Here is a 25516-nt window from a genome sequence, read left to right on the forward strand (position 1 = left end):
ACTTATTCCATTCACTTGACGAAAACAAAACTGCATTGCATAATATTGTGTCAACAACATGATTTTAATTGATATGTATTTTTTAGAAAAAATAAACCTTAGTCTACAATTTTAAGTATATAATAAAGCAAAATGGTTTTCATGGATTTTGATTGCGGAATGTTGAAAATTTGTATTACATAAATTTAAGAGGTGCGATAATAATGGTGAATGATATCAAAAAGCAAACGGATGAAAGCATTTTGGTTTGCGTCTATTATGGTTTAAACGGAGAACGGCTGATTCGAAGAGGCCATAAACTCGCTTCTTTGCTCAATTGTCCATTATATATATTAACCGTCGATTCGAAACCTCTCGACAAGTTCGATGCCGAAAAGTCCGGTTATATTGAACGATGGAACGAGTTGGCGAAGGAACTCGGGGTTGAAAAATTTATCATTCGGGATAATGAAAAACGGCCCATTCAAAAAGTGATTGCGGAAGTGGCCAAGGAATTGAACGTATCTCAAATAATCGTTGGGCAAAGCGCCCAAAGCCGATGGGAGGAAATTACAAAAGGGTCTTTATTGAATGTCTTGTTGAAAGAAATTCCTTTTGTTGATTTTCATATTGTGGCCGTAAACCCTCCTACAGAAGATGAAGAAATCGGCATGTATGAAAAAGGAGTCCGGGCTTTTATCGTTCCGGCAGGGGAACGATATAAAATCGTATTTACGTGCCCGAAAGGCCGCTATATCGAAGGGATTTTCTTCAAAGAAATCGGTACCGACTTCGATAATGGCATTTTCCGTTTTTCCCACAACCATAAAATGTGTGAATTGAAAGTTGAGGAAGATTTTGTATCAAATCCCGAAAAGATTCCGGAAGAATATAAACATTATTTGGTGTGATTGGACAGAAGCATGATTGCTTCTGTTTTTTTGTATAGTTCCTTCCTCTTCCGCTCATGCTAAAGGGAGAGGCGAAAGGAGGCTTCTGGATGATGGAAAACTTTTGGGAAGCAAACTTTTTGGACATCGTTTTTCGAAGCGTCATTACCTTTATTGTGATACTAGTATTGGCAAGAATCATTGGGAAAAAACAATTGAGTCAGTTGACCTTCTTCCATTACATTACAGGCATTACAATCGGATCGATTGCCGGTGAAATTACCACTCAAATAAAAACCCCTTTTTTTGACGGTATCATCGCTTTATCCTGTTGGACCATTTTGACCCTTCTCATGAGTTTTATATCGATCAAATCAACGAAAATCCGTGTCATTGTCGATGATCGCCCGACGATTTTGATCCAAAATGGAATGATCAATCAACATGGGCTAAAAAAAGCAAGGCTTCATGTCGATGAATTGGCCATGCTTTTGCGCGAACAAGGCGTCTTTTCCTTTGATGAAGTCCATTATGCCGTATTTGAAACAAACGGTGAACTCAGCGTAATGAAAAAGCCTGAAAATAACCCTGCCACCAAAAAAGATGTCAAAGCGGATTATCCAAACTCACCCCTCTTTCCAACCGAAGTTATTTCTGATGGGAAGATTGTGGAGAAAAATCTTTCAGAATTAAACCTAACGGAAGATTGGCTGCTCAACAAACTTAAAAAGAAAAATGTGAAAAAAGTGGAGGATGTGTTTTTTGCACAAGTTCTTGAAGATGGTTCCCTCTATGTTTCCCTTTTTAATAATAGACAAGGTTTGTCCAAAAAAAGCAAGTAAGGACAAACCTTATTTTATGTATGTATAATCAATGCACTTTCATTAAATCGAGAGGGGTGATGATTCCGATCAACTTTTGATGCGGCTTGCCATGTTCCGTAATCAATAGCGCATCATACCGCTTCCCCTTTTCGACACTTTCCTTATAAAGTTCCTTTGCGTGATAAACCGTTAGATTTCTGCTGACAAACTTATAATTGACCCGCTTTTTTTCGTAATTCAAAATTTCTTTGATCGTTGGCATGTCGTAAACCAAAATCTTTTGGTTCGCCACATCCGCCAACCAGTTCGTAATGCCCACCGTCGTGATGAGCCCTTGAAAATCCCTCCCCTCGTAAACAGGAAATTGCGTATATTTCCGTTCCTGAATAATATCTAAAACATCTTTTAGGGAATCCGACGTTTGAAAGGCCACTACCTTCTTTCGAAAAACTTGTCCCACTAAACCCGGGCGGGCTAACAGTTCGTCTATGTATTCGATGCGTTCAACCACTTGTGTATGAGGCTCGGCAATCACAAAATCTTCGGATACCCGATAATGCACAATTACATTTCGCAAATCCGCAAAAGAACGCAATTCATCCTCGTATTTTCTTACTAACGGACTTTTCTTTTTTGCAAAATCCACTAAACGATAAAAAGGCATAAATTCTTTTGCCTTTACGATTTTCCGCAATGTGAATGTGATCCGGTTAAAGGCCGCCAAAAACCGTTCGGAGTTTTTCAACGGACAACCCTCCTTTCCATATTTTTATTACTTACTATTATATTCTAATTTTTCATTTAGCAGAAAATTCTTTATTATGTATTATTTTTCTTCTGGGAAGCGCATTTCAGGCATTATCAAAATTTGCTATACTTTTTTCAAAGAAAAATAGCAGATTTAGTCGAATCATGCTAAAATTAGAAACTCATCAATATTTAACGACAAATTTTTTAAGTGGGTTAACATCATGAAAACCAAGATTATTTATCCATTACTTATCATAGTTGCAGCAAGCAGTTACGGCATCCTTTCGACCGTTATCAAAGTGGCGATGGGCCGTGGATTTACTTCGGATGAAGCCGTTACAAGCCAATATTTAATCGGCTTTTTCCTGGCTTTGGTATGTTTCATCCTGACGAAAGGCAAAATTCCTAAGCTCGGAAAAAAGGAATTCATGCTTCTTCTTTTCGCCGGAATTTTTACCGGTACAACCGGGATCGTTTACGGAAAATCTTTAAATTATTTGCCTGCTTCCCTCGCCGTAGTATTGCTTTTCCAATTCACATGGATCGGCATGTTGATCGACTGCATTTTAAGAAAAAGATGGCCAAGTCGTCCTGAAGCGATTTCCCTCGCCATTCTTTTTGTCGGAACGCTCCTTGCCGCTGGTGTCGCGTTTGAAGCGGATTTATCGAACTTTCAATGGAAAGGCTGGTTGTTCGGCTTTTGTTCAGCCATCAGCTTCGCCATATTCCTGCAAATTAATTCAAGATCCATCGAAGGGATTACAACCATTGAACGAACATTGTTTACATCCTTTTTTGCCCTTGTTTTGATCAGCATATTCTTGTCACCAGAAATACTGTGGAACGGTATATTAATAAGAGAAGGTCTTTGGCAATTCGGTTTAGTGCTCGGATTCTTCGGAACCATCCTGCCGATTTTCCTGCTTGCTTTCGCTGTGCCAAAGGTTGGCGGCGGTATTGCTTCCATCTTAAGCGCCATGGAATTACCCGTTGCGGTCTTCGCTTCGGTCATCGTACTTCATGAAGCCATTACTTGGCTGCAAATCATCGGAATTGTCCTTATTTTGTGGGGAATTGCGTTGCCAACAATGCTTTCTGAAAAACAGTTAAAGAAATTGCAAAAAGAAAAACAATAAGTTTTGTCCGGAAGTGAATGTTTTGTTGATAGAAATCGTTTTTGGGGGCGATGATTGTGATGTTCCAAGAGTATAGAAGCCGCATCCATGAATCTGAGGGTACCCAGTTCCCTTCAAACAGCTATCGTAAAATCGTGCTACAGCCTGCCTATGATGAAGCAAAGAAACATTTTTTGAAAGCAATGGTGCAAATACATATTGCCCATTTAAAAATGCTTGAAGAACAACAACTGGTTTCAAAAGAAGATGCAAAAAAAATCGGTGCTGCAATCGGCCAATTAGACATGGAATATTTTTCAAAACAAGAATATCAACCGCAGTTTGAGGATCTATTTTTCCATATTGAAAATAAATTGATGGAGATGGCTGGTGATATAGCAGGAAATCTGCATATCGGACGAAGCAGAAACGATATGGGCATCGCCATTTATCGCATGACCATCCGCGAAAAACTTCTCGACCTGATGGACGAATTGGTCACCTTAAGAACTTCCCTCATCACCTTTGCATTAGAACACGTAGATACGATCATGATCGGCTATACTCATACCCAACAAGCCCAGCCAACCACTTTTGCCCACTACTTGAAAGCCGTGATTGACCAGCTCACAAGGGATTTTAAACGCATGCAGCACGCTTATGCGACAGTGAACCGGAGCAGTATGGGGGCGGCTGCACTGACAACAACAGGATTCAACATTAACCGCGCAAGAATGCAGGAACTGCTCGCCTTTGATGATATGGTGGAAAATGCGTGGGATGCGGTTGCGGGGGCCGATTATATCGCTGAAACGGCCAGTGTCGTGCAGCTGGCTGCATTGAACCTTGGCCGCACCGCGCAAGACTTCTTGCTGTGGGCCACACAAGAATTTAACGCGATCAGTCTTGCAAGTCCCTATGTTCAAGTAAGTTCCATCATGCCGCAAAAGCGGAATCCCGTTTCCATTGAGCATACCCGTTCACTGCTTTCATCCGTTGTAGGCGATGCTTCCACCGTCTTACAAATGATTCATAACACGCCATTTGGAGATATTGTGGATACGGAAGATGACATGCAGCCTTATATTTGGCGGGCTATGGAAAAATTGCGCGGTATCTACAAATTATTTGGCAGTTTAGTAGTAACCATGGATGTGAATAAAGAAAAGTTGTTGGAACGGGCTGAAAAAAGTTTGGCCAACGTCACTCAATTGGCGGATACCCTTGTCATGACCGAAAATATTTCCTTCCGACAGTCCCATAAACTCGTTTCCGAATGTGTCCGCGCACTGCTTAAAGACAATAAGACTTCCATTGAGGATTTGACTTGGGAACTGGTCAATGCGAAAAGTATTGAGCTCACAAAGAAACCTTTAAAGATTTCAAAGGAAGAATTCTATCAATCTTTGAAACCCGCCCATTTCGTCAATGTCCGCAAAATGCCCGGCGGCCCTGCACCAATGACGATGACCGAATCATTGTTAAAGGCAAAAAGCGAAACATCCGCCCTTTGCAAATGGGTTCAGAATAAAAAGGATGCCATTTTACAAAGTGAAAAACGATTACGACAATATTTGGATGAATGGAGCAGAAAGGAAAAATGAATCAATATGTTTTAGCCATTGATGGAGGAGCGACAAAAACGACTTTGTCATTGAGGGATGCTGAGGGGAAAATCTATTTTGAAAAAACCACTACAAGCACCAATTACCAAGCAATCGGCACAGAAAAAGTCGAAAAGGTGTTAACCGATCTATTAGAAGACGCCTACACTTCAACGGGCATTCAGAACATTGCCGTTGCAGCTTTTGCCATGGCTGGCGTCGATACAAAAAACGGGCTGGCAATCGTACGGAACATAATCGATCGAAGCTGCCAAAATTCATCCTTTTGCATCCATCACACCATTGTTGAAAATGACGTACAGTCCACATTAATCGGATTAACCGGGAACAATGCGGGAGCCCTTGTTATTTCAGGTACAGGTTCAGCCGCTTATGCGACCGATGGCAAAGGAAGAATCGAACGTTCCGGCGGTTGGGGGCACCGGGTTGGAGATGAGGGGAGCGGCTATTGGATCGGAAGGGAAATTTTAAATACCATTTTCAGATATGAAGACGGCCGTCTCCCGAAACCTACCATCCTCACCGACTTGGTATATGACCTTTTGCAAATAAACAATATCGAACAGCTCAACGACTGGATATACCATCCCAATTATACCAATGCCCAAATGGCCAAAATCTCCGCCGTCCTTTCAAAAGCCATCTCTCTTGGAGACGAGCGGGCCATCGATATTGCTTGTGAAGCTGCAAAGGAGTTATCCCTTATGACCGATGCCGTACTTCGGAAAATCGGGCCGATTCATGAGAAGTTTGTAGTTTACTTAAACGGGGGCATACTGAAAAATAATCCGGTCATATTAAAACTATATAAAGATTATGTGAAAGAATTATATCCTCATATTTCCTTCCATTTATGCAATCAAAATCCGATAGACTATATTGCCAACAGGGCACTTCGTTCATTAAAATAATAATGGTTTTTCAATTTCGATCTAGTCGGTCGGTACGTTGGTAACTGGGGCTAATAGAAAAAGCCCCCTTTTTTTATGCTTCAAGAAGTCTCAATCTCCATCTTTTTCAATCCATCATCCGTCGCGAAGATCAAGTAACCATCTTCAACCAGCAAATCACTCACCTTTTCCGGATAGATGATGGATTCTTCCGAGCCGTCAGTGCGTATTCTTGTTAAATACGCCCCATTGGAATAGTTGCTGAAGTAAATCCAATCTCCGGCACCAACGATATATTGTGCTCTGCTTCTTGTTAATCGCTGATTTTCGCCGGTAGCCAAATTCAACCGATATAAGCGATGATGATCCTGAAGATTGCTGTAATAAATATAACCACCTTTTTCAAAAGCATGATCCATTTTTTCCATAAAGGCGTATTGTTTGCTGGTCGCCTTCGGATAGTTCCCTGCTTCCCAACGATGATCCAATTTCATTGTCGCATCATCTACAAGGAAATATTGATATCTTACTGCATTACCGCGGTCAGGCACCGGATCATTCCATGTTGTATCAAGGTGATACCATTCCCCATTCACTTTCACCAAATTCCAAGCATGAGGTCCTGTATTCACCTCTCCCACCACATATAAGGTTTCAATGCCAAGCTCTCTCAACATTTTTAAAGCAAGAAGCGCATAGCCCTGGCAAACGCCTTTATGTTCTTTCAAAACGGCGATTGCGCTATGCGGGCTTAGAGTTGTATCTTCGCTATAAACGGTATTTTTTACGATGTAATCATTCACAAACTTTACCTTTTCAAAATCCGACATGGAGTTGGCATCCACATTGGACAAAATGCTTGCCACTTGTGCATCTACATATTGTTCATAGGCAGCATTGGTTAAATATTCCTGATGCACTTTGATCAGCGCTTTATATTTTCCGTATTCATATTCAATTTTCCGGTCGCCCAGATGGCCTAAAATGTAATGATCCCGGTTGGCTGCGTCTTCCACAGCTTGTTGAAGCAGATGTTCGATATCACTTGTACTTCCCGCGTACTGTATTTCAAAATCCGTTTCCCACTGGCTAAAATGATAATAAAATGCATCGGCCAATTCTTCAACAGATTGCACTTTTGTCGGCAGGTGAATGGTATTTCGCAAAGCGGTAATGGTTGATGTGGTTTCATCAATCGGTTCTTTTGCCGATTGTTTTTCAACATTTGAAATATTGAAGCTATCTATTTTTTCGGCAACCTGGTTTTCGTCAATCCATTGAAGCACGCCATCCCAGATATCTTTTGACAAATCATAAGCGGGTTTAATCATTACAAGAAGTATCACGAAAATGGTCAAACGCTTTAACAATACCCTTCACCACCTATCGATAAAACTGCTCATAGAAAAAAATTTTCCCCAAATCCATTACAAGTATTGCCATGAAAATAAAAAGAAGTACTACCGAAATAAAAAAGTTGGTAGCCCTTTTGGTAGTACTATCAAAATGTACGATTTTTGATTTAAAAAGTTTCACTCAAGTTTTTTTATTTATTGTACTTAGTGAAATTTGCAATGATTTGGTGAATGATTTTTTGAGTGCTTACAATTTCATCGTAATGAATAATGGAATTCTTTTTTATTTTTGCCCGTCCAATCGGGATTTCGTAAATCGGGATTTTTCGTTTAATTGCCTCCACCAGCATATTGATGTCATAATCATATGAATTTCCAGGCACTTTCATCAACCATGGCAATTCTTTTGTCGGAATCGAACGCAATCCCGTCTGGGTATCTAAAATCCGGCGATGGAATAGTAATTGAAATAGCCATGAAGCCGCTTGCTGGCCAATTGTATTCATAAAGGACAAATCTTTTGATCGGAAGTTGCGCACACCTAATATAATACCATCGGAAAATAACTTCATCTTCTGCAAAATAAGGTTTACATCATCAATGGTATGTTGTCCATGGGCCCCTACCGTCAACACGGAATGCGATTTGGGAAAATGGTTTAAAACATATCCAAACCCTGTCTTTAACGCCCGGCCTTTTCCTTTATTTTCATCATGATGTAATACCATGCATTGATTCATCGCAGAAATTTCCTGGAAAATCGGTTGGTATTTCGAATCACTGCCGTCATTGACGACAACAATTTGATGAATATCCAATTCTAATAAAGTATTTATATAATGAACGAATGTCGGCAAGGGATTAAGAGTCGGTATGATCACAATTGGCCGTTCCACAGCGAGCTCTCCTTAACAAGAAATATACTAATCTATATATTAGTATACTATTATCAAGTATTCTTTTACATTTCATAAATCCATAAAAGTCATAAAAAATTATCATCCGGCCTGGATGATAATTTTGGTTTCATTCTCGATCAGAATGAATTGCTAATTCATCACGGCTTGTTTCATTTCTTTTTGAAAAGCTTCAATCGCTTGTTCAATATTTACGGCAAGGCCCAGCTCCTGAAGCACTTCCCCGATTGTCCGAATTGCCTTCTCCAGCATGTCAGGGGTCGTATTCCCCATATGACCGATGCGGAACGCTTTCCCGGCTAAATGGGCTAATGAACCGGCAACGACGATTCCTTTTGACGCAAGTTTATTTCGAAAAGCGGCATCCTCCACACCTTCCGGATAGAAAATACAACTTAAGGTAGGGGCGGCCACCTCTTCTTCTGCCAACGGTTTCATTCCATAAGTGCGCAATGCGGCCCGAATTCCCCGGCCATATGCGATATGGCGTTTTTCCCTTCTTTCCATTCCTTCATTTAGGACCATTTTCAACGCTTCATTATAGGCATAAATCAAGTTCACCGGTGGAGTCGCAAAATATTTCGATGGATCTTGCATGATCGGCTTCCAATTTTCTATGTCACAATAGTAAGCAGGAATCCGTCCCAATTGTTCCCTTGCCTTTAATGCCGTTTGATTAAACGCAACAATGGCTAAACCTGGTGGTATGCCAATCGCCTTTTGGGAACCGGTCAACACGACATCCAGCTTATAATCCTTGTGTCCGTATGTTTTGCTCATGTTTTCATCCATTGCTGCGGTTGCCACAACCCCATCCAGAATGACCAGGGCACCAGCCCGTTTAATAATCGGCACCAATGTATCCAAATCCGAAAAAACGCCGGTGGATGTATCTGCGTGCGTAATAGTTACAGCCTTATATTGTTTGCTTTTTAATGTTTCTTCCACTAATTTTGGATCTACTTGTTTCCCCCACTCGGATTGCAACACATCCACTTGAATATCATAAGCTTTTGCCAATTGTGTAAAACGGTCGCCAAAATAACCATGGCTGATGACGAGTAAATGTTCCCCTTTGCCCACCGTGTTGACGATCGCCATTTCCATGGCCAATGTACCTGATCCGGCAATGACAAATACTTCGCCATCCGTCTGAAACAATTGTTTTGTTTGTTCCAAGGCATTTTTATACACTTCAACAAAACGCGGGTCGGTATGTCCTCTTGTTTCAGAGGATAGGGCATCATAAATTTCATCCACTACCGGAGTCGGTCCTGGAATTAGTAGAATATCTTTATTTCGCATCTTTCTCTCGTTCCCCTTTTTAATCTTATTTTTAACAATAGATTCTCGGCAAAACCGTTTTTTCCTTCTTATCTTATGTAAAAAAAAAGACCTTACTTGCTCAGTATCCCAGCTAAGTAAGGTGAAATCCCCAATTTACTAAAATCTATTATTCCTTAACATAACCCCTTTAGCAATAACACTATCAATATAGGAGGCAACCTATAGATAGATATTTTACGATCCCCTTTGTGTAAAATGTAAGCGATTTATTGAATTCGTTCCCAAAATGAATAATCAACAAAAATGTACGTTTACCTGCAATTTCGAAACGACCGTTTTATGATTCTTTTATCCCCATTCTTTGCTACTTTTGACCATTTCTAGAATACCTTTTAATGGCGAATACATTTTGAAACTTCCGTTTATGACATTTTCTCAAAGCGATGTTTTAAATGCTGCCCTCATACCATGAATTTTGATGATGTTATAGTTTAAATCCCGACACATATATTGATTCATACATCCGTTGGAACTTCTTCCATTTGGCAGCTGTTACTTGCACGCCTATTGATTTGGAGTAAACAAATTAGGATTGGCTGATTATAATTTTAGGTTCACATCGTGCGATAATTTACTGACATGACGAAAATTATTACGCCTGAACTTACTGCATCGATCGATAATTTCTGATCGACCGCTGATCCTTTGAGTTTTTGGTGAGAAGGGAATGGAACAATGCCAATCCCCTTCCCCTTATCAATAATCTAGTTTTTTATTACCAGATTAAAATTATACGAATTGTTCAGTTTCTGTTGAACCTGCCATCGCAGTTGTTGAAGAAGTACCGCCAGAAATAACCATTGATACTTCATCGAAGTAACCTGTACCAACTTCACGTTGGTGTCTAGTAGCTGTGTAACCTTTTTTCTCAAGATCGAACTCAGCTTGTTGTAGTTTAGAGTAAGCTGCCATACCTTGATCTTTGTATTCAACAGCCAATTCGAACATTGATTTGTTGAGCGTATGGAATCCTGCTAATGTTACGAATTGGAATTTGTAACCCATCTTCGCGATTTCACGCTGGAATTCCGCAATCTCTTTGTCTGAAAGATTTGCTTTCCAGTTGAAAGATGGAGAGCAGTTGTAAGCTAGCATTTTGCCAGGGAATTTAGAATGGATTCCTTCAGCAAATTTACGGGCTTCTTCTAATGATGGTTTAGATGTTTCACACCAGATTAAGTCAGCGTATGGTGCGTAAGCTAAACCGCGGGCAATTGCTTGATCAATGCCTGCTCTTGTTTTAAAGAATCCTTCTGGTGTACGTTCACCTGTGATGAACTCATGGTCACGAGGGTCGATATCGCTAGTTACCATATCCGCTGCATCAGCATCTGTTCTAGCGATTAGGATTGTATCTACACCCATTACGTCTGCAGCTAGACGTGCAGCGATAAGGTTGCGAACTGCGTTTTGAGTTGGAAGCAATACTTTACCGCCTAAGTGACCGCATTTTTTCTCAGAAGCCAATTGGTCTTCCAAGTGTACTCCAGCAGCACCCGCTTCGATCATTGCTTTTACTAATTCAAACACGTTAAGCGGACCGCCGAATCCTGCTTCTGCATCGGCAACGATTGGTGCAAACCAGTCAAAATTATCGTCGCGGCCTTCAGCATGTTCTATTTGATCAGCACGTTGTAATGCTTGGTTAATGCGTTTTACTACAGCTGGAACTGAGTTAGCTGGATATAATGATTGGTCTGGATACATTTGACCTGCCAAGTTAGCGTCAGCAGCTACTTGCCAACCTGATAGATAAATAGCTTTTAACCCAGCTTTCACTTGTTGTACTGCTTGGTTACCAGTCAATGCACCTAATGCATTGATGAAATCTTCTTCATGAAGTAGTTTCCATAGTTTTGCAGCACCACGTTTTGCCAATGTGTGCTCAACCACTACAGACCCCTGTAATTTTACTACTTCTTCTGCGGAGTATGGGCGCTCAATGCCTTTCCAACGCGGATTTTCAGCCCAATCTTTTTTTAGCGCTTCTACTCTTTCTTTTCTTTCTTGTTGTGATAACATTTCTTTCAACACCTTCCCCTTTATTTCAATACACTCTGTTAGAAAAGTAATTTACATTCTGTTTCATAACAGGTATATTTATTGTAAGACTAATATATAACAGTCAATTCAAAAATGTATAATTTTGTGACGAAATACAGAAATTTCAGGATGAAACAATTATTTTGGGGGATAAATACTTAAGATTCTGAATTTTTAAAAAGGGGGAAGTCCATGTGGAGATGAAATGCGTTGCTATTTCAAATAAGGGGTTAGAGCAATTTAATATTATATTAAAAGATTGGATTCCCAAAAACGCATCCATTGCTTTGGCTTGCGAAGATTCTTACATTCATTACTCCCCAAGTGTTGAACATATGCATTTGACAATTGGGGATAAAATTCATCCTGACAGTGTAGCAGCCCGTGTGATGCAAACCCGTATGAAGACGGATCTTGTCATCGATTCTTCCATATTCGGGCAGCCATATTTCGTGATGGGTTATCCAATTTATTTGGATCAAAAAGAAGCGGCACTGATTATTATTTTCCCATCTTCCTATACACCAGAAAAAAAGGAAACTTATAAATTTTTAACGGGCAAACAGGAAGATATGTGGACACCTGTACCGGTCGAAGAAATTACACATATTGAAAGTTTGCAAAAACGGACTTGGTTTTATGCTAATAATGAACAATTTAAAACAAACTTTACATTAAAAGAATTGGAATCTAAGTTGCCTGAATTTTTTATTCGAATTCATCGTTCCTATATATTAAATATTTACTTTATTAAAAACATTACGAAGGACATCACAACCAACTTTATTATCCAACTGAAGAATGGTATCGAATTGCCTGTCAGCCAATCCTATATCAATGATTTGCGTAGAGTGCTTGAGTTTTGACGGATATTAAAAGAGTTTAGTTAATTGTATATAATTTTTGTGACAATGGAATCGAAATAAGGATGAAGCAATGGTATATCTTCCTTATTTCGATTTTTTTATGATTCTGTATTTTGGGGGGAATTTTTTCTTACAATTCTCTAAATACTTGAGTGGTAATAGTTGTGCTTCATTTTCAAGAATAAACAGACTTTCTGTCTTTAATAGATAGGAGGAACTTTTTTGGTAATTAAAACCACTACTTTCGTGGTGTTTCTGCTTGCGAAGCGACGTCCTACTCTCGCAGGGGGATCCCCCAACTACCATCGGCGCGAACTCCGAAGCACGTTGACCGGCTACTCTCGTCAGCTTCGGCGGTCCGGTGCTCACGTACCCGACGCTTGCGCTCCGGGCCGCCTCGCTTCCTTGATCTTCTTGGTCCCCGTGCTTCTCGTCTGCTTCTAATCCGGCTTGCCGCTCCACTTTGGCTCTATAATATTTGGTGTTGGTGAGTATAAACCAGCACCAATTTTTTTGAACAAAAAAAATGAGACAGTGACAAAACTCTGGTAAAATGTAATCGCCAAAACACATTTTCCAAAGGAGTTGTGTCACATGTCTCACCATCATTCTATACGAAACCTACTCAATATAAAAGACAAAAATATCACATTTGATGAAAATTTTTGTGCAGAAGAACTCATTAAAGGGGTCCAATCAAAAGTCTTTTATGGCCAATTAACTTACCAACCAAAAGCTTGTTATGCTTGTGGACATGTCTTTGATGTTCAAATCATTAAACACGGTTTTAAAACGTCTCTCATTAAAATGCCTAGTATTTCAGGTTTTCATACCTACTTAAAATTGCGTAAACAGCGTTATTTCTGTAAACATTGTCATTCCACGTTTACTTTAAAAACGAGCGTCGTGGCTAAAAACTGTTGTATTTCCAACAATACTAAAGTAGCGATTGCTTTAAACGCCAAAGATAAAATATCCGAAAAAGATATTGCGATGAAACATAATGTTTCTCATGCCACTGTCAGTCGTGTCATTGACAGCTTTTATAGCTATTATCAACCAAATGTTCACTACCTTCCAAAGCATTTGTGTTTTGATGAGTTTAAATCAGTGAAATCCGCAGCTGGAGCGATGTCCTTTATTTTCTGCGACTCTGAAACGGGGGAGATTGTGGATATCGTGGAGGACCGGAGATTACATGTCCTCAAAGAGTATTTCTTACGGTATTCCAAGAAGGCGAGAGATGCGGTAAAAACGATTGTCATCGATATGTACAGCCCTTATATTTCCTTAATCCACGAAGTTTTCCCTAAAGCGGAAATCGTACTCGACAAATTCCATATCCTCCAACTATTTAGCAGAGCTTTAAACAAAACGCGCATCAACGTCATGAATCGGGATAAAAAGAATTACAATAAATTAAAAAAATACTGGAAGCTCCTTCTGAAAGATCAAACAAAACTTGATTATAAGAACTATAAATATCATCGTTGCTTTAAAAAGCATATGTGTGAGGTGGAGATTCTCCACTATCTCATTGATTTAGATTCTGAATTAAAAGCGTCCTATGAGTTATATCAATACGTGCAACATTGCATAAAAATCAAAGACTTTGAGCTCCTAAAGAAAACATTAGAGAATAAACAAAATATCGTTTCCAGCTATATGAAAACCGCCATCAAGACAATCAACAAATACATCAATTACGTGGAGAATACGTTGAAATATGATTATAACAACGGCATTTTAGAGGGGATTAATAACAAAATCAAAGTGATTAAACGCATTTCTTTCGGTTATCGATCCTTCTATCACTTTAGAAACCGAATATTCATTACCCAAAACTTAGCGAAAATAAAAACAGCTTAGGGGAACCTCGAATTTCCCCTAAGCCATCCGATTACATATTACCAAATAATGTCACTAAAATTTATTCACCAACACCATTTGACAAAGAACCTCCACTTTTTGGTTCCTGCTACTGTATCGCGCCGAACTGACCTCCGGCCTTTGGTAGTTGGGGGCTTATTTTGGGCAATAAAAAAAACACCACTTTCGTGGTGTTTCTGCTTGCGAAGCGACGTCCTACTCTCGCAGGGGGAAGCCCCCAACTACCATCGGCGCTAAAGAGCTTAACTTCCGTGTTCGGTATGGGAACGGGTGTGACCTCTTTGCCATCGTCACTTCACCATATTTAGTTGAGAGGTTGTTCTCTCAAAACTGGATAACGGCATTGAAAGCTTTTCTTTTGGTTAAGTCCTCGATCGATTAGTATCCGTCAGCTCCACACGTCACCGTGCTTCCACCCCGGACCTATCTACCTCATCGTCTTTGAGGGATCTTACTTGCTTATGCAATGGGAAATCTCATCTTGAGGGGGGCTTCATGCTTAGATGCTTTCAGCACTTATCCCGTCCACACATAGCTACCCAGCTGTGCCTTTGGCAAGACAACTGGTACACCAGCGGTGTGTCCATCCCGGTCCTCTCGTACTAAGGACAGCTCCTCTCAAATTTCCTGCGCCCACGACGGATAGGGACCGAACTGTCTCACGACGTTCTGAACCCAGCTCGCGTACCGCTTTAATGGGCGAACAGCCCAACCCTTGGGACCGACTACAGCCCCAGGATGCGATGAGCCGACATCGAGGTGCCAAACCTCCCCGTCGATGTGGACTCTTGGGGGAGATAAGCCTGTTATCCCCGGGGTAGCTTTTATCCGTTGAGCGATGGCCCTTCCATGCGGAACCACCGGATCACTAAGCCCGTCTTTCGACCCTGCTCGACTTGTAGGTCTCGCAGTCAAGCTCCCTTATGCCTTTACACTCTGCGAATGATTTCCAACCATTCTGAGGGAACCTTTGGGCGCCTCCGTTACCTTTTGGGAGGCGACCGCCCCAGTCAAACTGTCCACCTGACACTGTCTCCCAAGCCGATCAGGCTTGCGGGTTAGAATTTCAGTACAACCAGGGTAGTATCCCAAGGGCGCCTCCAGGGAAGCTGGCGCTCCCCCTTCTACGGCTCCTACCTATCCTGTACAAGTTGCACCGAAATTCAATATCAGGTTACAGTAAAGCTCCACGGGGTCTTTCCGTCCTGTCGCGGGTAACCTGCATCTTCACAGGTACTATAATTTCACCGAGTCTCTCGTTGAGACAGTGCCCAGATCGTTACGCCTTTCGTGCGGGTCGGAACTTACCCGACAAGGAATTTCGCTACCTTAGGACCGTTATAGTTACGGCCGCCGTTTACTGGGGCTTCAATTCGGAGCTTCGCTTGCGCTAACTCCTCCTCTTAACCTTCCAGCACCGGGCAGGCGTCAGCCCCTATACGTCACCTTGCGGTTTTGCAGAGACCTGTGTTTTTGATAAACAGTCGCCTGGGCCTATTCACTGCGGCTCATCGGGGCTTGCACCCCAATGAGCACCCCTTCTCCCGAAGTTACGGGGTCATTTTGCCGAGTTCCTTAACGAGAGTTCTCTCGCTCACCTTAGGATTCTCTCCTCGACTACCTGTGTCGGTTTGCGGTACGGGCACCTCCCGCCTCGCTAGAGGCTTTTCTTGGCAGTGTGAAATCAGGAACTTCGCCTCCAAAGAGGCTCCCCATCACCGCTTGGCGTTATGGGAAGCGGATTTGCCTACTTCCCCGCCTTGCGGCTTGGACACGCGCGACCAACGGCGTGCTTTCCCTATCCTCCTGCGTCCCCCCATTGCTCAAACGGCGGGGAGGTGGTACAGGAATATCAACCTGTTGTCCATCGCCTACGCCTTTCGGCCTCGGCTTAGGTCCCGACTAACCCTGAGCGGACGAGCCTTCCTCAGGAAACCTTAGTCATTCGGTGGATGGGATTCTCACCCATCTTTCGCTACTCATACCGGCATTCTCACTTCTAAGCGCTCCACCAGTCCTTCCGGTCTGACTTCTGCGCACTTAGAACGCTCTCCTACCACTCGTGCGAAGCACGAATCCACAGCTTCGGTGAACCGTTTAGCCCCGATACATTTTCGGCGCAGCGTCACTCGACCAGTGAGCTATTACGCACTCTTTAAATGATGGCTGCTTCTAAGCCAACATCCTGGTTGTCTAAGCAACGCCACATCCTTTTCCACTTAACGGTTACTTTGGGACCTTAGCTGGTGGTCTGGGCTGTTTCCCTCTTGACCACGGATCTTATCACTCGTAGTCTGACTCCCGCGTCTAAATAGCTGGCATTCGGAGTTTGTCTGAATTCGGTAACCCGAGGTGGGCCCCTAGTCCAAACAGTGCTCTACCTCCAGTATTCGTTACGCGAGGCTAGCCCTAAAGCTATTTCGGAGAGAACCAGCTATCTCCAAGTTCGATTGGAATTTCTCCGCTACCCACACCTCATCCCCGCACTTTTCAACGTGCGTGGGTTCGGGCCTCCAGTGAGTGTTACCTCACCTTCACCCTGGACATGGGTAGATCACCTGGTTTCGGGTCTACGACCACGTACTCTTTCGCCCTATTCAGACTCGCTTTCGCTGCGGCTCCGTCTCCTCGACTTAACCTTGCACGTAATCGTAACTCGCCGGTTCATTCTACAAAAGGCACGCCATCACCCGTTAACGGGCTCTGACTACTTGTAGGCACACGGTTTCAGGTTCTCTTTCACTCCCCTCCCGGGGTGCTTTTCACCTTTCCCTCACGGTACTGGTTCACTATCGGTCACTAGGGAGTATTTAGCCTTGGGAGATGGTCCTCCCGGATTCCGACGGAATTTCACGTGTTCCGCCGTACTCAGGATCCACTCTGGAGAGGATGGATTTTCGACTACAGGGCTGTTACCTTCTACGGCCGTCCTTTCCAGAACGGTTCGTCTAACCCATCCTTTTGTAACTCCGTATAGAGTGTCCTACAACCCCAAGAGGCAAGCCTCTTGGTTTGGGCTGTTCCCGTTTCGCTCGCCGCTACTCAGGGAATCGATGTTTCTTTCTTCTCCTCCAGGTACTTAGATGTTTCAGTTCCCTGGGTGTGCCCTCTTAACGCTATGAATTCACGTTAAGATACTGCTCCATTACGAGCAGTGGGTTGCCCCATTCGGAAATCTCCGGATCAAAGCTTACTTACAGCTCCCCGAAGCATATCGGTGTTAGTCCCGTCCTTCATCGGCTCCTAGTGCCAAGGCATCCACCGTGCGCCCTTACTAACTTAACCTAAAAATTAAGAGCTTACAGTAAATTTCTTGCTTTCAATGTCGTTTATCCAGTTTTCAAAGAACAAAACTCTTGATTGAAGGCATGAACCTTCAAAACTGAACCCAAAACGTTAATGTTTTCCGTTTATATCCTTAGAAAGGAGGTGATCCAGCCGCACCTTCCGATACGGCTACCTTGTTACGACTTCACCCCAATCATCTGTCCCACCTTCGGCGGCTGGCTCCCGGAGGGTTACCTCACCGACTTCGGGTGTTACAGACTCTCGTGGTGTGACGGGCGGTGTGTACAAGGCCCGGGAACGTATTCACCGCGGCATGCTGATCCGCGATTACTAGCGATTCCGGCTTCATGCAGGCGAGTTGCAGCCTGCAATCCGAACTGAGAGTGGCTTTTTGGGATTCGCTCCCCCTCGCGGGTTTGCTGCCCTTTGTACCACCCATTGTAGCACGTGTGTAGCCCAGGTCATAAGGGGCATGATGATTTGACGTCATCCCCACCTTCCTCCGTATTTGTACGGCAGTCTCCTTAGAGTGCCCAACTGAATGATGGCAACTAAGGACAAGGGTTGCGCTCGTTGCGGGACTTAACCCAACATCTCACGACACGAGCTGACGACAACCATGCACCACCTGTCACCGCTGTCCCCGAAGGGAAGGCCATGTCTCCATGGCGGTCAGCGGGATGTCAAGACCTGGTAAGGTTCTTCGCGTTGCTTCGAATTAAACCACATGCTCCACCGCTTGTGCGGGCCCCCGTCAATTCCTTTGAGTTTCAGTCTTGCGACCGTACTCCCCAGGCGGAGTGCTTAATGCGTTAGCTGCAGCACTAAGGGGCGGAAACCCCCTAACACCTAGCACTCATCGTTTACGGCGTGGACTACCAGGGTATCTAATCCTGTTTGCTCCCCACGCTTTCGCGCCTCAGCGTCAGTTACAGGCCAGGAAGCCGCCTTCGCCACTGGTGTTCCTCCATATCTCTACGCATTTCACCGCTACACATGGAATTCCGCTTCCCTCTCCTGCACTCAAGTCTCCCAGTTTCCAATGACCCTCCCCGGTTGAGCCGGGGGCTTTCACATCAGACTTAAGAGACCGCCTGCGCGCGCTTTACGCCCAATAATTCCGGACAACGCTTGCCACCTACGTATTACCGCGGCTGCTGGCACGTAGTTAGCCGTGGCTTTCTAGTAAGGTACCGTCAGGGCGCAGCCAGTGACTGCTGCGCTTGTTCTTCCCTTACAACAGAGCTTTACGATCCGAAGACCTTCTTCGCTCACGCGGCGTTGCTCCATCAGGCTTTCGCCCATTGTGGAAGATTCCCTACTGCTGCCTCCCGTAGGAGTCTGGGCCGTGTCTCAGTCCCAGTGTGGCCGATCACCCTCTCAGGTCGGCTACGCATCGTCGCCTTGGTAGGCCGTTACCCCACCAACTAGCTAATGCGCCGCGGGCCCATCCTATAGTGATAGCAGAACCATCTTTCAACCCCGAAGCATGCGCTTCGGTGTGTTATCCGGTATTAGCACGCGTTTCCGCGAGTTATCCCGGTCTATAGGGCAGGTTACCCACGTGTTACTCACCCGTCCGCCGCTAACCAATCAAAAAGCAAGCTTTCTAATTGGTCCGCTCGACTTGCATGTATTAGGCACGCCGCCAGCGTTCGTCCTGAGCCAGGATCAAACTCTCCATAAAAGAAAAGTTGATTAGCTCAAACTTTTGTCCGTATCCAATCCGCCAACGAGGGTCAACGAATTGGAAAATTTATATCATTAACGTTTCGGTGTTCAGTTTTCAAGGTTCATGGTGGAGCATAGCGGGATCGAACCGCTGACCTCCTGCGTGCAAAGCAGGCGCTCTCCCAGCTGAGCTAATGCCCCAACATAACAATGGTCGGGAAGACAGGATTCGAACCTGCGACCCCTTGGTCCCAAACCAAGTGCTCTACCAAGCTGAGCTACTTCCCGTTCCTTTTGATTTTATGGCGCGCCAGGCAGGAGTCGAACCCACAACCTTCTGATCCGTAGTCAGACGCTCTATCCAATTGAGCTACTGGCGCTTTATTTTGGTGCCGAGGACCGGAGTCGAACCGGTACGGTAGTCACCTACCGCAGGATTTTAAGTCCTGTGCGTCTGCCAATTCCGCCACCCCGGCAATTGGAGCGGAAGACGGGGTTCGAACCCGCGACCCCCACCTTGGCAAGGTGGTGTTCTACCACTGAACTACTTCCGCATAAATTAAAATATGGTGCGGGTGAAGGGAGTCGAACCCCCACGCCGTAAGGCGCTAGATCCTAAGTCTAGTGCGTCTGCCAATTCCGCCACACCCGCAATATTAAATGGTGAGCCATGAAGGACTTGAACCTTCGACCCTCTGATTAAAAGTCAGATGCTCTACCACTGAGCTAATGGCTCATGATGGTGCCGGCGAAAGGAATCGAACCCTCAACCCACTGATTACAAGTCAGTTGCTCTACCAATTGAGCTACACCGGCACGTATGGTGGAGGATGACGGGATCGAACCGCCGACCCTCTGCTTGTAAGGCAGATGCTCTCCCAGCTGAGCTAATCCTCCATCTGATAGCCTAGCGACGTCCTACTCTCGCAGGGGGAAGCCCCCAACTACCATCGGCGCTAAAGAGCTTAACTTCCGTGTTCGGTATGGGAACGGGTGTATCCTCTTTGCCATCGTCACTAGACTATTTAATTTGGAACATGAATTATTATAACACTTTATTAACGAATTACAAGTGTTTTTTTTAAATAATTTTTGTTCCTTCAAAACTGGATAACGGCATTGAAAGCATTTCTTTTGGTTAAGTCCTCGATCGATTAGTATCCGTCAGCTCCACACGTCACCGTGCTTCCACCTCGGACCTATCTACCTCATCGTCTTTGAGGGATCTTACTTGCTTATGCAATGGGAAATCTCATCTTGAGGGGGGCTTCATGCTTAGATGCTTTCAGCACTTATCCCGTCCACACATAGCTACCCAGCTGTGCCTTTGGCAAGACAACTGGTACACCAGCGGTGTGTCCATCCCGGTCCTCTCGTACTAAGGACAGCTCCTCTCAAATTTCCTGCGCCCACGACGGATAGGGACCGAACTGTCTCACGACGTTCTGAACCCAGCTCGCGTACCGCTTTAATGGGCGAACAGCCCAACCCTTGGGACCGACTACAGCCCCAGGATGCGATGAGCCGACATCGAGGTGCCAAACCTCCCCGTCGATGTGGACTCTTGGGGGAGATAAGCCTGTTATCCCCGGGGTAGCTTTTATCCGTTGAGCGATGGCCCTTCCATGCGGAACCACCGGATCACTAAGCCCGTCTTTCGACCCTGCTCGACTTGTAGGTCTCGCAGTCAAGCTCCCTTATGCCTTTACACTCTGCGAATGATTTCCAACCATTCTGAGGGAACCTTTGGGCGCCTCCGTTACCTTTTGGGAGGCGACCGCCCCAGTCAAACTGTCCACCTGACACTGTCTCCCAAGCCGATCAGGCTTGCGGGTTAGAATTTCAGTACAACCAGGGTAGTATCCCAAGGGCGCCTCCAGGGAAGCTGGCGCTCCCCCTTCTACGGCTCCTACCTATCCTGTACAAGTTGCACCGAAATTCAATATCAGGTTACAGTAAAGCTCCACGGGGTCTTTCCGTCCTGTCGCGGGTAACCTGCATCTTCACAGGTACTATAATTTCACCGAGTCTCTCGTTGAGACAGTGCCCAGATCGTTACGCCTTTCGTGCGGGTCGGAACTTACCCGACAAGGAATTTCGCTACCTTAGGACCGTTATAGTTACGGCCGCCGTTTACTGGGGCTTCAATTCGGAGCTTCGCTTGCGCTAACTCCTCCTCTTAACCTTCCAGCACCGGGCAGGCGTCAGCCCCTATACGTCACCTTGCGGTTTTGCAGAGACCTGTGTTTTTGATAAACAGTCGCCTGGGCCTATTCACTGCGGCTCATCGGGGCTTGCACCCCAATGAGCACCCCTTCTCCCGAAGTTACGGGGTCATTTTGCCGAGTTCCTTAACGAGAGTTCTCTCGCTCACCTTAGGATTCTCTCCTCGACTACCTGTGTCGGTTTGCGGTACGGGCACCTCCCGCCTCGCTAGAGGCTTTTCTTGGCAGTGTGAAATCAGGAACTTCGCCTCCAAAGAGGCTCCCCATCACCGCTTGGCGTTATGGGAAGCGGATTTGCCTACTTCCCCGCCTTGCGGCTTGGACACGCGCGACCAACGGCGTGCTTTCCCTATCCTCCTGCGTCCCCCCATTGCTCAAACGGCGGGGAGGTGGTACAGGAATATCAACCTGTTGTCCATCGCCTACGCCTTTCGGCCTCGGCTTAGGTCCCGACTAACCCTGAGCGGACGAGCCTTCCTCAGGAAACCTTAGTCATTCGGTGGATGGGATTCTCACCCATCTTTCGCTACTCATACCGGCATTCTCACTTCTAAGCGCTCCACCAGTCCTTCCGGTCTGACTTCTGCGCACTTAGAACGCTCTCCTACCACTCGTGCGAAGCACGAATCCACAGCTTCGGTGAACCGTTTAGCCCCGATACATTTTCGGCGCAGCGTCACTCGACCAGTGAGCTATTACGCACTCTTTAAATGATGGCTGCTTCTAAGCCAACATCCTGGTTGTCTAAGCAACGCCACATCCTTTTCCACTTAACGGTTACTTTGGGACCTTAGCTGGTGGTCTGGGCTGTTTCCCTCTTGACCACGGATCTTATCACTCGTAGTCTGACTCCCGCGTCTAAATAGCTGGCATTCGGAGTTTGTCTGAATTCGGTAACCCGAGGTGGGCCCCTAGTCCAAACAGTGCTCTACCTCCAGTATTCGTTACGCGAGGCTAGCCCTAAAGCTATTTCGGAGAGAACCAGCTATCTCCAAGTTCGATTGGAATTTCTCCGCTACCCACACCTCATCCCCGCACTTTTCAACGTGCGTGGGTTCGGGCCTCCAGTGAGTGTTACCTCACCTTCACCCTGGACATGGGTAGATCACCTGGTTTCGGGTCTACGACCACGTACTCTTTCGCCCTATTCAGACTCGCTTTCGCTGCGGCTCCGTCTCCTCGACTTAACCTTGCACGTAATCGTAACTCGCCGGTTCATTCTACAAAAGGCACGCCATCACCCGTTAACGGGCTCTGACTACTTGTAGGCACACGGTTTCAGGTTCTCTTTCACTCCCCTCCCGGGGTGCTTTTCACCTTTCCCTCACGGTACTGGTTCACTATCGGTCACTAGGGAGTATTTAGCCTTGGGAGATGGTCCTCCCGGATTCCGACGGAATTTCACGTGTTCCGCCGTACTCAGGATCCACTCTGGAGAGGATGGATTTTCGACTACAGGGCTGTTACCTTCTACGGCCGTCCTTTCCAGAACGGTTCGTCTAACCCATCCTTTTGTAACTCCGTATAGAGTGTCCTACAACCCCAAGAGGCAAGCCTCTTGGTTTGGGCTGTTCCCGTTTCGCTCGCCGCTACTCAGGGAATCGATGTTTCTTTCTTCTCCTCCAGGTACTTAGATGTTTCAGTTCCCTGGGTGTGCCCTCTTAACGCTATGAATTCACGTTAAGATACTGCTCCATTACGAGCAGTGGGTTGCCCCATTCGGAAATCTCCGGATCAAAGCTTACTTACAGCTCCCCGAAGCATATCGGTGTTAGTCCCGTCCTTCATCGGCTCCTAGTGCCAAGGCATCCACCGTGCGCCCTTACTAACTTAACCTTACGGCTTACGATTTGCTTGCGCCTCGTAACCCTTGATGGTTTGCTTTTCTATCAGAAAAGCGTAAGAACTTTACAGTAAATTTCTTGCTTTCAATGTCGTTTATCCAGTTTTCAAAGAACAAAACTCTTGATTGAAGGCATGAACCTTCAAAACTGAACCCAAAACGTTAATGTTTTCCGTTTATATCCTTAGAAAGGAGGTGATCCAGCCGCACCTTCCGATACGGCTACCTTGTTACGACTTCACCCCAATCATCTGTCCCACCTTCGGCGGCTGGCTCCCGGAGGGTTACCTCACCGACTTCGGGTGTTACAGACTCTCGTGGTGTGACGGGCGGTGTGTACAAGGCCCGGGAACGTATTCACCGCGGCATGCTGATCCGCGATTACTAGCGATTCCGGCTTCATGCAGGCGAGTTGCAGCCTGCAATCCGAACTGAGAGTGGCTTTTTGGGATTCGCTCCCCCTCGCGGGTTTGCTGCCCTTTGTACCACCCATTGTAGCACGTGTGTAGCCCAGGTCATAAGGGGCATGATGATTTGACGTCATCCCCACCTTCCTCCGTATTTGTACGGCAGTCTCCTTAGAGTGCCCAACTGAATGATGGCAACTAAGGACAAGGGTTGCGCTCGTTGCGGGACTTAACCCAACATCTCACGACACGAGCTGACGACAACCATGCACCACCTGTCACCGCTGTCCCCGAAGGGAAGGCCATGTCTCCATGGCGGTCAGCGGGATGTCAAGACCTGGTAAGGTTCTTCGCGTTGCTTCGAATTAAACCACATGCTCCACCGCTTGTGCGGGCCCCCGTCAATTCCTTTGAGTTTCAGTCTTGCGACCGTACTCCCCAGGCGGAGTGCTTAATGCGTTAGCTGCAGCACTAAGGGGCGGAAACCCCCTAACACCTAGCACTCATCGTTTACGGCGTGGACTACCAGGGTATCTAATCCTGTTTGCTCCCCACGCTTTCGCGCCTCAGCGTCAGTTACAGGCCAGGAAGCCGCCTTCGCCACTGGTGTTCCTCCATATCTCTACGCATTTCACCGCTACACATGGAATTCCGCTTCCCTCTCCTGCACTCAAGTCTCCCAGTTTCCAATGACCCTCCCCGGTTGAGCCGGGGGCTTTCACATCAGACTTAAGAGACCGCCTGCGCGCGCTTTACGCCCAATAATTCCGGACAACGCTTGCCACCTACGTATTACCGCGGCTGCTGGCACGTAGTTAGCCGTGGCTTTCTAGTAAGGTACCGTCAGGGCGCAGCCAGTGACTGCTGCGCTTGTTCTTCCCTTACAACAGAGCTTTACGATCCGAAGACCTTCTTCGCTCACGCGGCGTTGCTCCATCAGGCTTTCGCCCATTGTGGAAGATTCCCTACTGCTGCCTCCCGTAGGAGTCTGGGCCGTGTCTCAGTCCCAGTGTGGCCGATCACCCTCTCAGGTCGGCTACGCATCGTCGCCTTGGTAGGCCGTTACCCCACCAACTAGCTAATGCGCCGCGGGCCCATCCTATAGTGATAGCAGAACCATCTTTCAACCCCGAAGCATGCGCTTCGGTGTGTTATCCGGTATTAGCACGCGTTTCCGCGAGTTATCCCGGTCTATAGGGCAGGTTACCCACGTGTTACTCACCCGTCCGCCGCTAACCAATTAAAAAGCAAGCTTTCTAATTGGTCCGCTCGACTTGCATGTATTAGGCACGCCGCCAGCGTTCGTCCTGAGCCAGGATCAAACTCTCCATAAAAGAAAAGTTGATTAGCTCAAACTTTTGTCCGTATCCAATCCGCCAACGAGGGTCAACGAATTGGAAAATTATAACATTAACGTTTCGGTGTTCAGTTTTCAAGGTTCATTTATAATAGAGACAACTTATATAATATAACATTTAAACTTTCGTATGTCAACAACTTTTTAAGTCGTTCTCTTATGAATCGCCAAGCATTTTATTAAAATAACTTTCATCGGCGACAGCTTTTATATAATAACATCCGAAAAATCAGA

At 45.4% G+C, this 25516-nt stretch carries 12 protein-coding genes, 9 tRNA genes and 6 rRNA genes; 7 read left to right on the forward strand and 20 right to left on the reverse strand.

What is annotated here, in order from left to right; genetic code table 11:
• Positions 1 to 206: 206 nt before the first annotated feature.
• Complete coding sequence (locus tag NSS77_RS04960) at positions 207 to 890, forward strand: histidine kinase (protein WP_342471201.1); 684 nt, start codon at positions 207 to 209, stop codon at positions 888 to 890.
• A gap of 92 nt (positions 891 to 982) precedes the next feature.
• Positions 983 to 1711, forward strand: coding sequence for a DUF421 domain-containing protein (locus tag NSS77_RS04965; protein ID WP_342471202.1), 729 nt, complete (start codon positions 983 to 985; stop codon positions 1709 to 1711).
• A gap of 28 nt (positions 1712 to 1739) precedes the next feature.
• On the opposite strand, the gene NSS77_RS04970 is transcribed toward NSS77_RS04965, so the two are convergent.
• The gene (locus tag NSS77_RS04970; protein ID WP_342470659.1) at positions 1740 to 2438 is read right to left on the reverse strand and encodes a CBS domain-containing protein; all 699 of its coding nucleotides are present in this window, start codon (positions 2436 to 2438) and stop codon (positions 1740 to 1742) included.
• A gap of 226 nt (positions 2439 to 2664) precedes the next feature.
• Between NSS77_RS04970 and NSS77_RS04975 the strand changes: the two genes are divergently transcribed.
• The 3 genes from NSS77_RS04975 to NSS77_RS04985 are packed head-to-tail and all read left to right on the forward strand — an operon-like array spanning position 2665 to position 6094.
• On the forward strand, positions 2665 to 3579 hold the full coding sequence (locus tag NSS77_RS04975) for a DMT family transporter (RefSeq protein ID WP_342470660.1): 915 nt from the start codon (positions 2665 to 2667) through the stop codon (positions 3577 to 3579).
• A 59-nt stretch (positions 3580 to 3638) separates the two neighbouring features.
• Positions 3639 to 5162, forward strand: coding sequence for an argininosuccinate lyase (argH, locus tag NSS77_RS04980; protein WP_342471203.1), 1524 nt, complete (start codon positions 3639 to 3641; stop codon positions 5160 to 5162).
• The gene (locus NSS77_RS04985) at positions 5159 to 6094 is read left to right on the forward strand and encodes a BadF/BadG/BcrA/BcrD ATPase family protein (RefSeq protein WP_342470661.1); all 936 of its coding nucleotides are present in this window, start codon (positions 5159 to 5161) and stop codon (positions 6092 to 6094) included. Before argH ends, NSS77_RS04985 begins: the two co-directional genes overlap by 4 nt.
• 80 nt (positions 6095 to 6174) lie before the next feature.
• Here the strand turns inward: NSS77_RS04985 and NSS77_RS04990 are convergent, their stop codons facing one another.
• The 4 genes from NSS77_RS04990 to aceA form a co-directional block, all read right to left on the reverse strand.
• Positions 6175 to 7443, reverse strand: a complete 1269-nt coding sequence (locus NSS77_RS04990; RefSeq protein WP_342470662.1) for a transglutaminase domain-containing protein — start codon at positions 7441 to 7443, stop codon at positions 6175 to 6177.
• Between the two features lie 176 nt (positions 7444 to 7619).
• On the reverse strand, positions 7620 to 8324 hold the full coding sequence (locus NSS77_RS04995; RefSeq protein ID WP_342470663.1) for a glycosyltransferase family 2 protein: 705 nt from the start codon (positions 8322 to 8324) through the stop codon (positions 7620 to 7622).
• A gap of 153 nt (positions 8325 to 8477) precedes the next feature.
• Complete coding sequence (locus tag NSS77_RS05000) at positions 8478 to 9650, reverse strand: alanine--glyoxylate aminotransferase family protein (RefSeq protein WP_342470664.1); 1173 nt, start codon at positions 9648 to 9650, stop codon at positions 8478 to 8480.
• Between the two features lie 771 nt (positions 9651 to 10421).
• Positions 10422 to 11714 carry an isocitrate lyase gene (gene aceA / locus NSS77_RS05005; protein ID WP_342471204.1) on the reverse strand — a complete coding sequence of 431 codons (1293 nt, stop codon included), beginning with the start codon at positions 11712 to 11714 and terminating at the stop codon, positions 10422 to 10424.
• Between the two features lie 221 nt (positions 11715 to 11935).
• Here aceA and NSS77_RS05010 point away from each other — a divergent pair, with 221 nt between their 5' ends.
• Both NSS77_RS05010 and NSS77_RS05015 read left to right on the forward strand, forming a co-directional pair.
• Positions 11936 to 12601, forward strand: coding sequence for a LytTR family DNA-binding domain-containing protein (locus tag NSS77_RS05010; protein WP_342471205.1), 666 nt, complete (start codon positions 11936 to 11938; stop codon positions 12599 to 12601).
• Between the two features lie 594 nt (positions 12602 to 13195).
• Positions 13196 to 14470: an ISL3 family transposase gene (locus NSS77_RS05015; protein WP_342470665.1), complete on the forward strand. Its 1275-nt coding sequence runs from the start codon at positions 13196 to 13198 to the stop codon at positions 14468 to 14470.
• Positions 14471 to 14673: 203 nt separating this feature from the next.
• Here NSS77_RS05015 and rrf (NSS77_RS05020) read toward each other — a convergent pair.
• The 15 genes from rrf (NSS77_RS05020) to NSS77_RS05090 all read right to left on the reverse strand — a co-directional run bounded on the left by rrf (NSS77_RS05020) (position 14674) and on the right by NSS77_RS05090 (position 25259).
• Positions 14674 to 14789: ribosomal RNA gene (rrf, locus tag NSS77_RS05020) — 5S ribosomal RNA — on the reverse strand.
• A gap of 60 nt (positions 14790 to 14849) precedes the next feature.
• A 23S ribosomal RNA gene (locus NSS77_RS05025) occupies positions 14850 to 17776 on the reverse strand.
• A gap of 137 nt (positions 17777 to 17913) precedes the next feature.
• Positions 17914 to 19466 (reverse strand): 16S ribosomal RNA (locus tag NSS77_RS05030).
• Between the two features lie 109 nt (positions 19467 to 19575).
• Positions 19576 to 19651, reverse strand: a tRNA-Ala gene (locus tag NSS77_RS05035).
• Between the two features lie 10 nt (positions 19652 to 19661).
• Positions 19662 to 19738 (reverse strand) — tRNA-Pro (locus tag NSS77_RS05040).
• 15 nt (positions 19739 to 19753) lie between these two features.
• Positions 19754 to 19830: transfer RNA gene (locus NSS77_RS05045), tRNA-Arg, on the reverse strand.
• A 7-nt stretch (positions 19831 to 19837) separates the two neighbouring features.
• Positions 19838 to 19926: transfer RNA gene (locus tag NSS77_RS05050), tRNA-Leu, on the reverse strand.
• A 3-nt stretch (positions 19927 to 19929) separates the two neighbouring features.
• Positions 19930 to 20004: transfer RNA gene (locus NSS77_RS05055), tRNA-Gly, on the reverse strand.
• Between the two features lie 13 nt (positions 20005 to 20017).
• Positions 20018 to 20102 (reverse strand) — tRNA-Leu (locus NSS77_RS05060).
• A gap of 9 nt (positions 20103 to 20111) precedes the next feature.
• A tRNA-Lys gene (locus NSS77_RS05065) sits at positions 20112 to 20186 on the reverse strand.
• Between the two features lie 4 nt (positions 20187 to 20190).
• Positions 20191 to 20266: transfer RNA gene (locus NSS77_RS05070), tRNA-Thr, on the reverse strand.
• 5 nt (positions 20267 to 20271) lie between these two features.
• Positions 20272 to 20347, reverse strand: a tRNA-Val gene (locus tag NSS77_RS05075).
• Positions 20348 to 20355: 8 nt separating this feature from the next.
• Positions 20356 to 20471, reverse strand: a 5S ribosomal RNA gene (gene rrf, locus NSS77_RS05080).
• Positions 20472 to 20584: 113 nt separating this feature from the next.
• Positions 20585 to 23511, reverse strand: a 23S ribosomal RNA gene (locus NSS77_RS05085).
• Positions 23512 to 23706: 195 nt separating this feature from the next.
• Positions 23707 to 25259 (reverse strand): 16S ribosomal RNA (locus NSS77_RS05090).
• The 16S, 23S and 5S rRNA genes sit together here with 9 tRNA genes alongside, the layout of an rRNA operon.
• Between the last annotated feature and the right edge of the window lie 257 nt (positions 25260 to 25516).

This window comes from Ureibacillus sp. FSL K6-3587, assembly GCF_038593165.1.
In the GTDB taxonomy this organism is placed as follows: domain Bacteria; phylum Bacillota; class Bacilli; order Bacillales_A; family Planococcaceae; genus Ureibacillus; species Ureibacillus suwonensis.

Coding starts and splice junctions, on each gene's coding strand:
- NSS77_RS04965 (WP_342471202.1), top strand. CDS start 983: ATGGAAAACTTTTGGGAAGCAAACTTTTTGGACATCGTTTTTCGAAGC.
- NSS77_RS04975 (WP_342470660.1), top strand. CDS start 2,665: ATGAAAACCAAGATTATTTATCCATTACTTATCATAGTTGCAGCAAGC.
- argH (WP_342471203.1), top strand. CDS start 3,639: ATGTTCCAAGAGTATAGAAGCCGCATCCATGAATCTGAGGGTACCCAG.
- NSS77_RS04985 (WP_342470661.1), top strand. CDS start 5,159: ATGAATCAATATGTTTTAGCCATTGATGGAGGAGCGACAAAAACGACT.
- NSS77_RS05000 (WP_342470664.1), bottom strand. CDS start 9,650: ATGCGAAATAAAGATATTCTACTAATTCCAGGACCGACTCCGGTAGTG.
- aceA (WP_342471204.1), bottom strand. CDS start 11,714: ATGTTATCACAACAAGAAAGAAAAGAAAGAGTAGAAGCGCTAAAAAAA.
- NSS77_RS05010 (WP_342471205.1), top strand. CDS start 11,936: ATGAAATGCGTTGCTATTTCAAATAAGGGGTTAGAGCAATTTAATATT.
- NSS77_RS05015 (WP_342470665.1), top strand. CDS start 13,196: ATGTCTCACCATCATTCTATACGAAACCTACTCAATATAAAAGACAAA.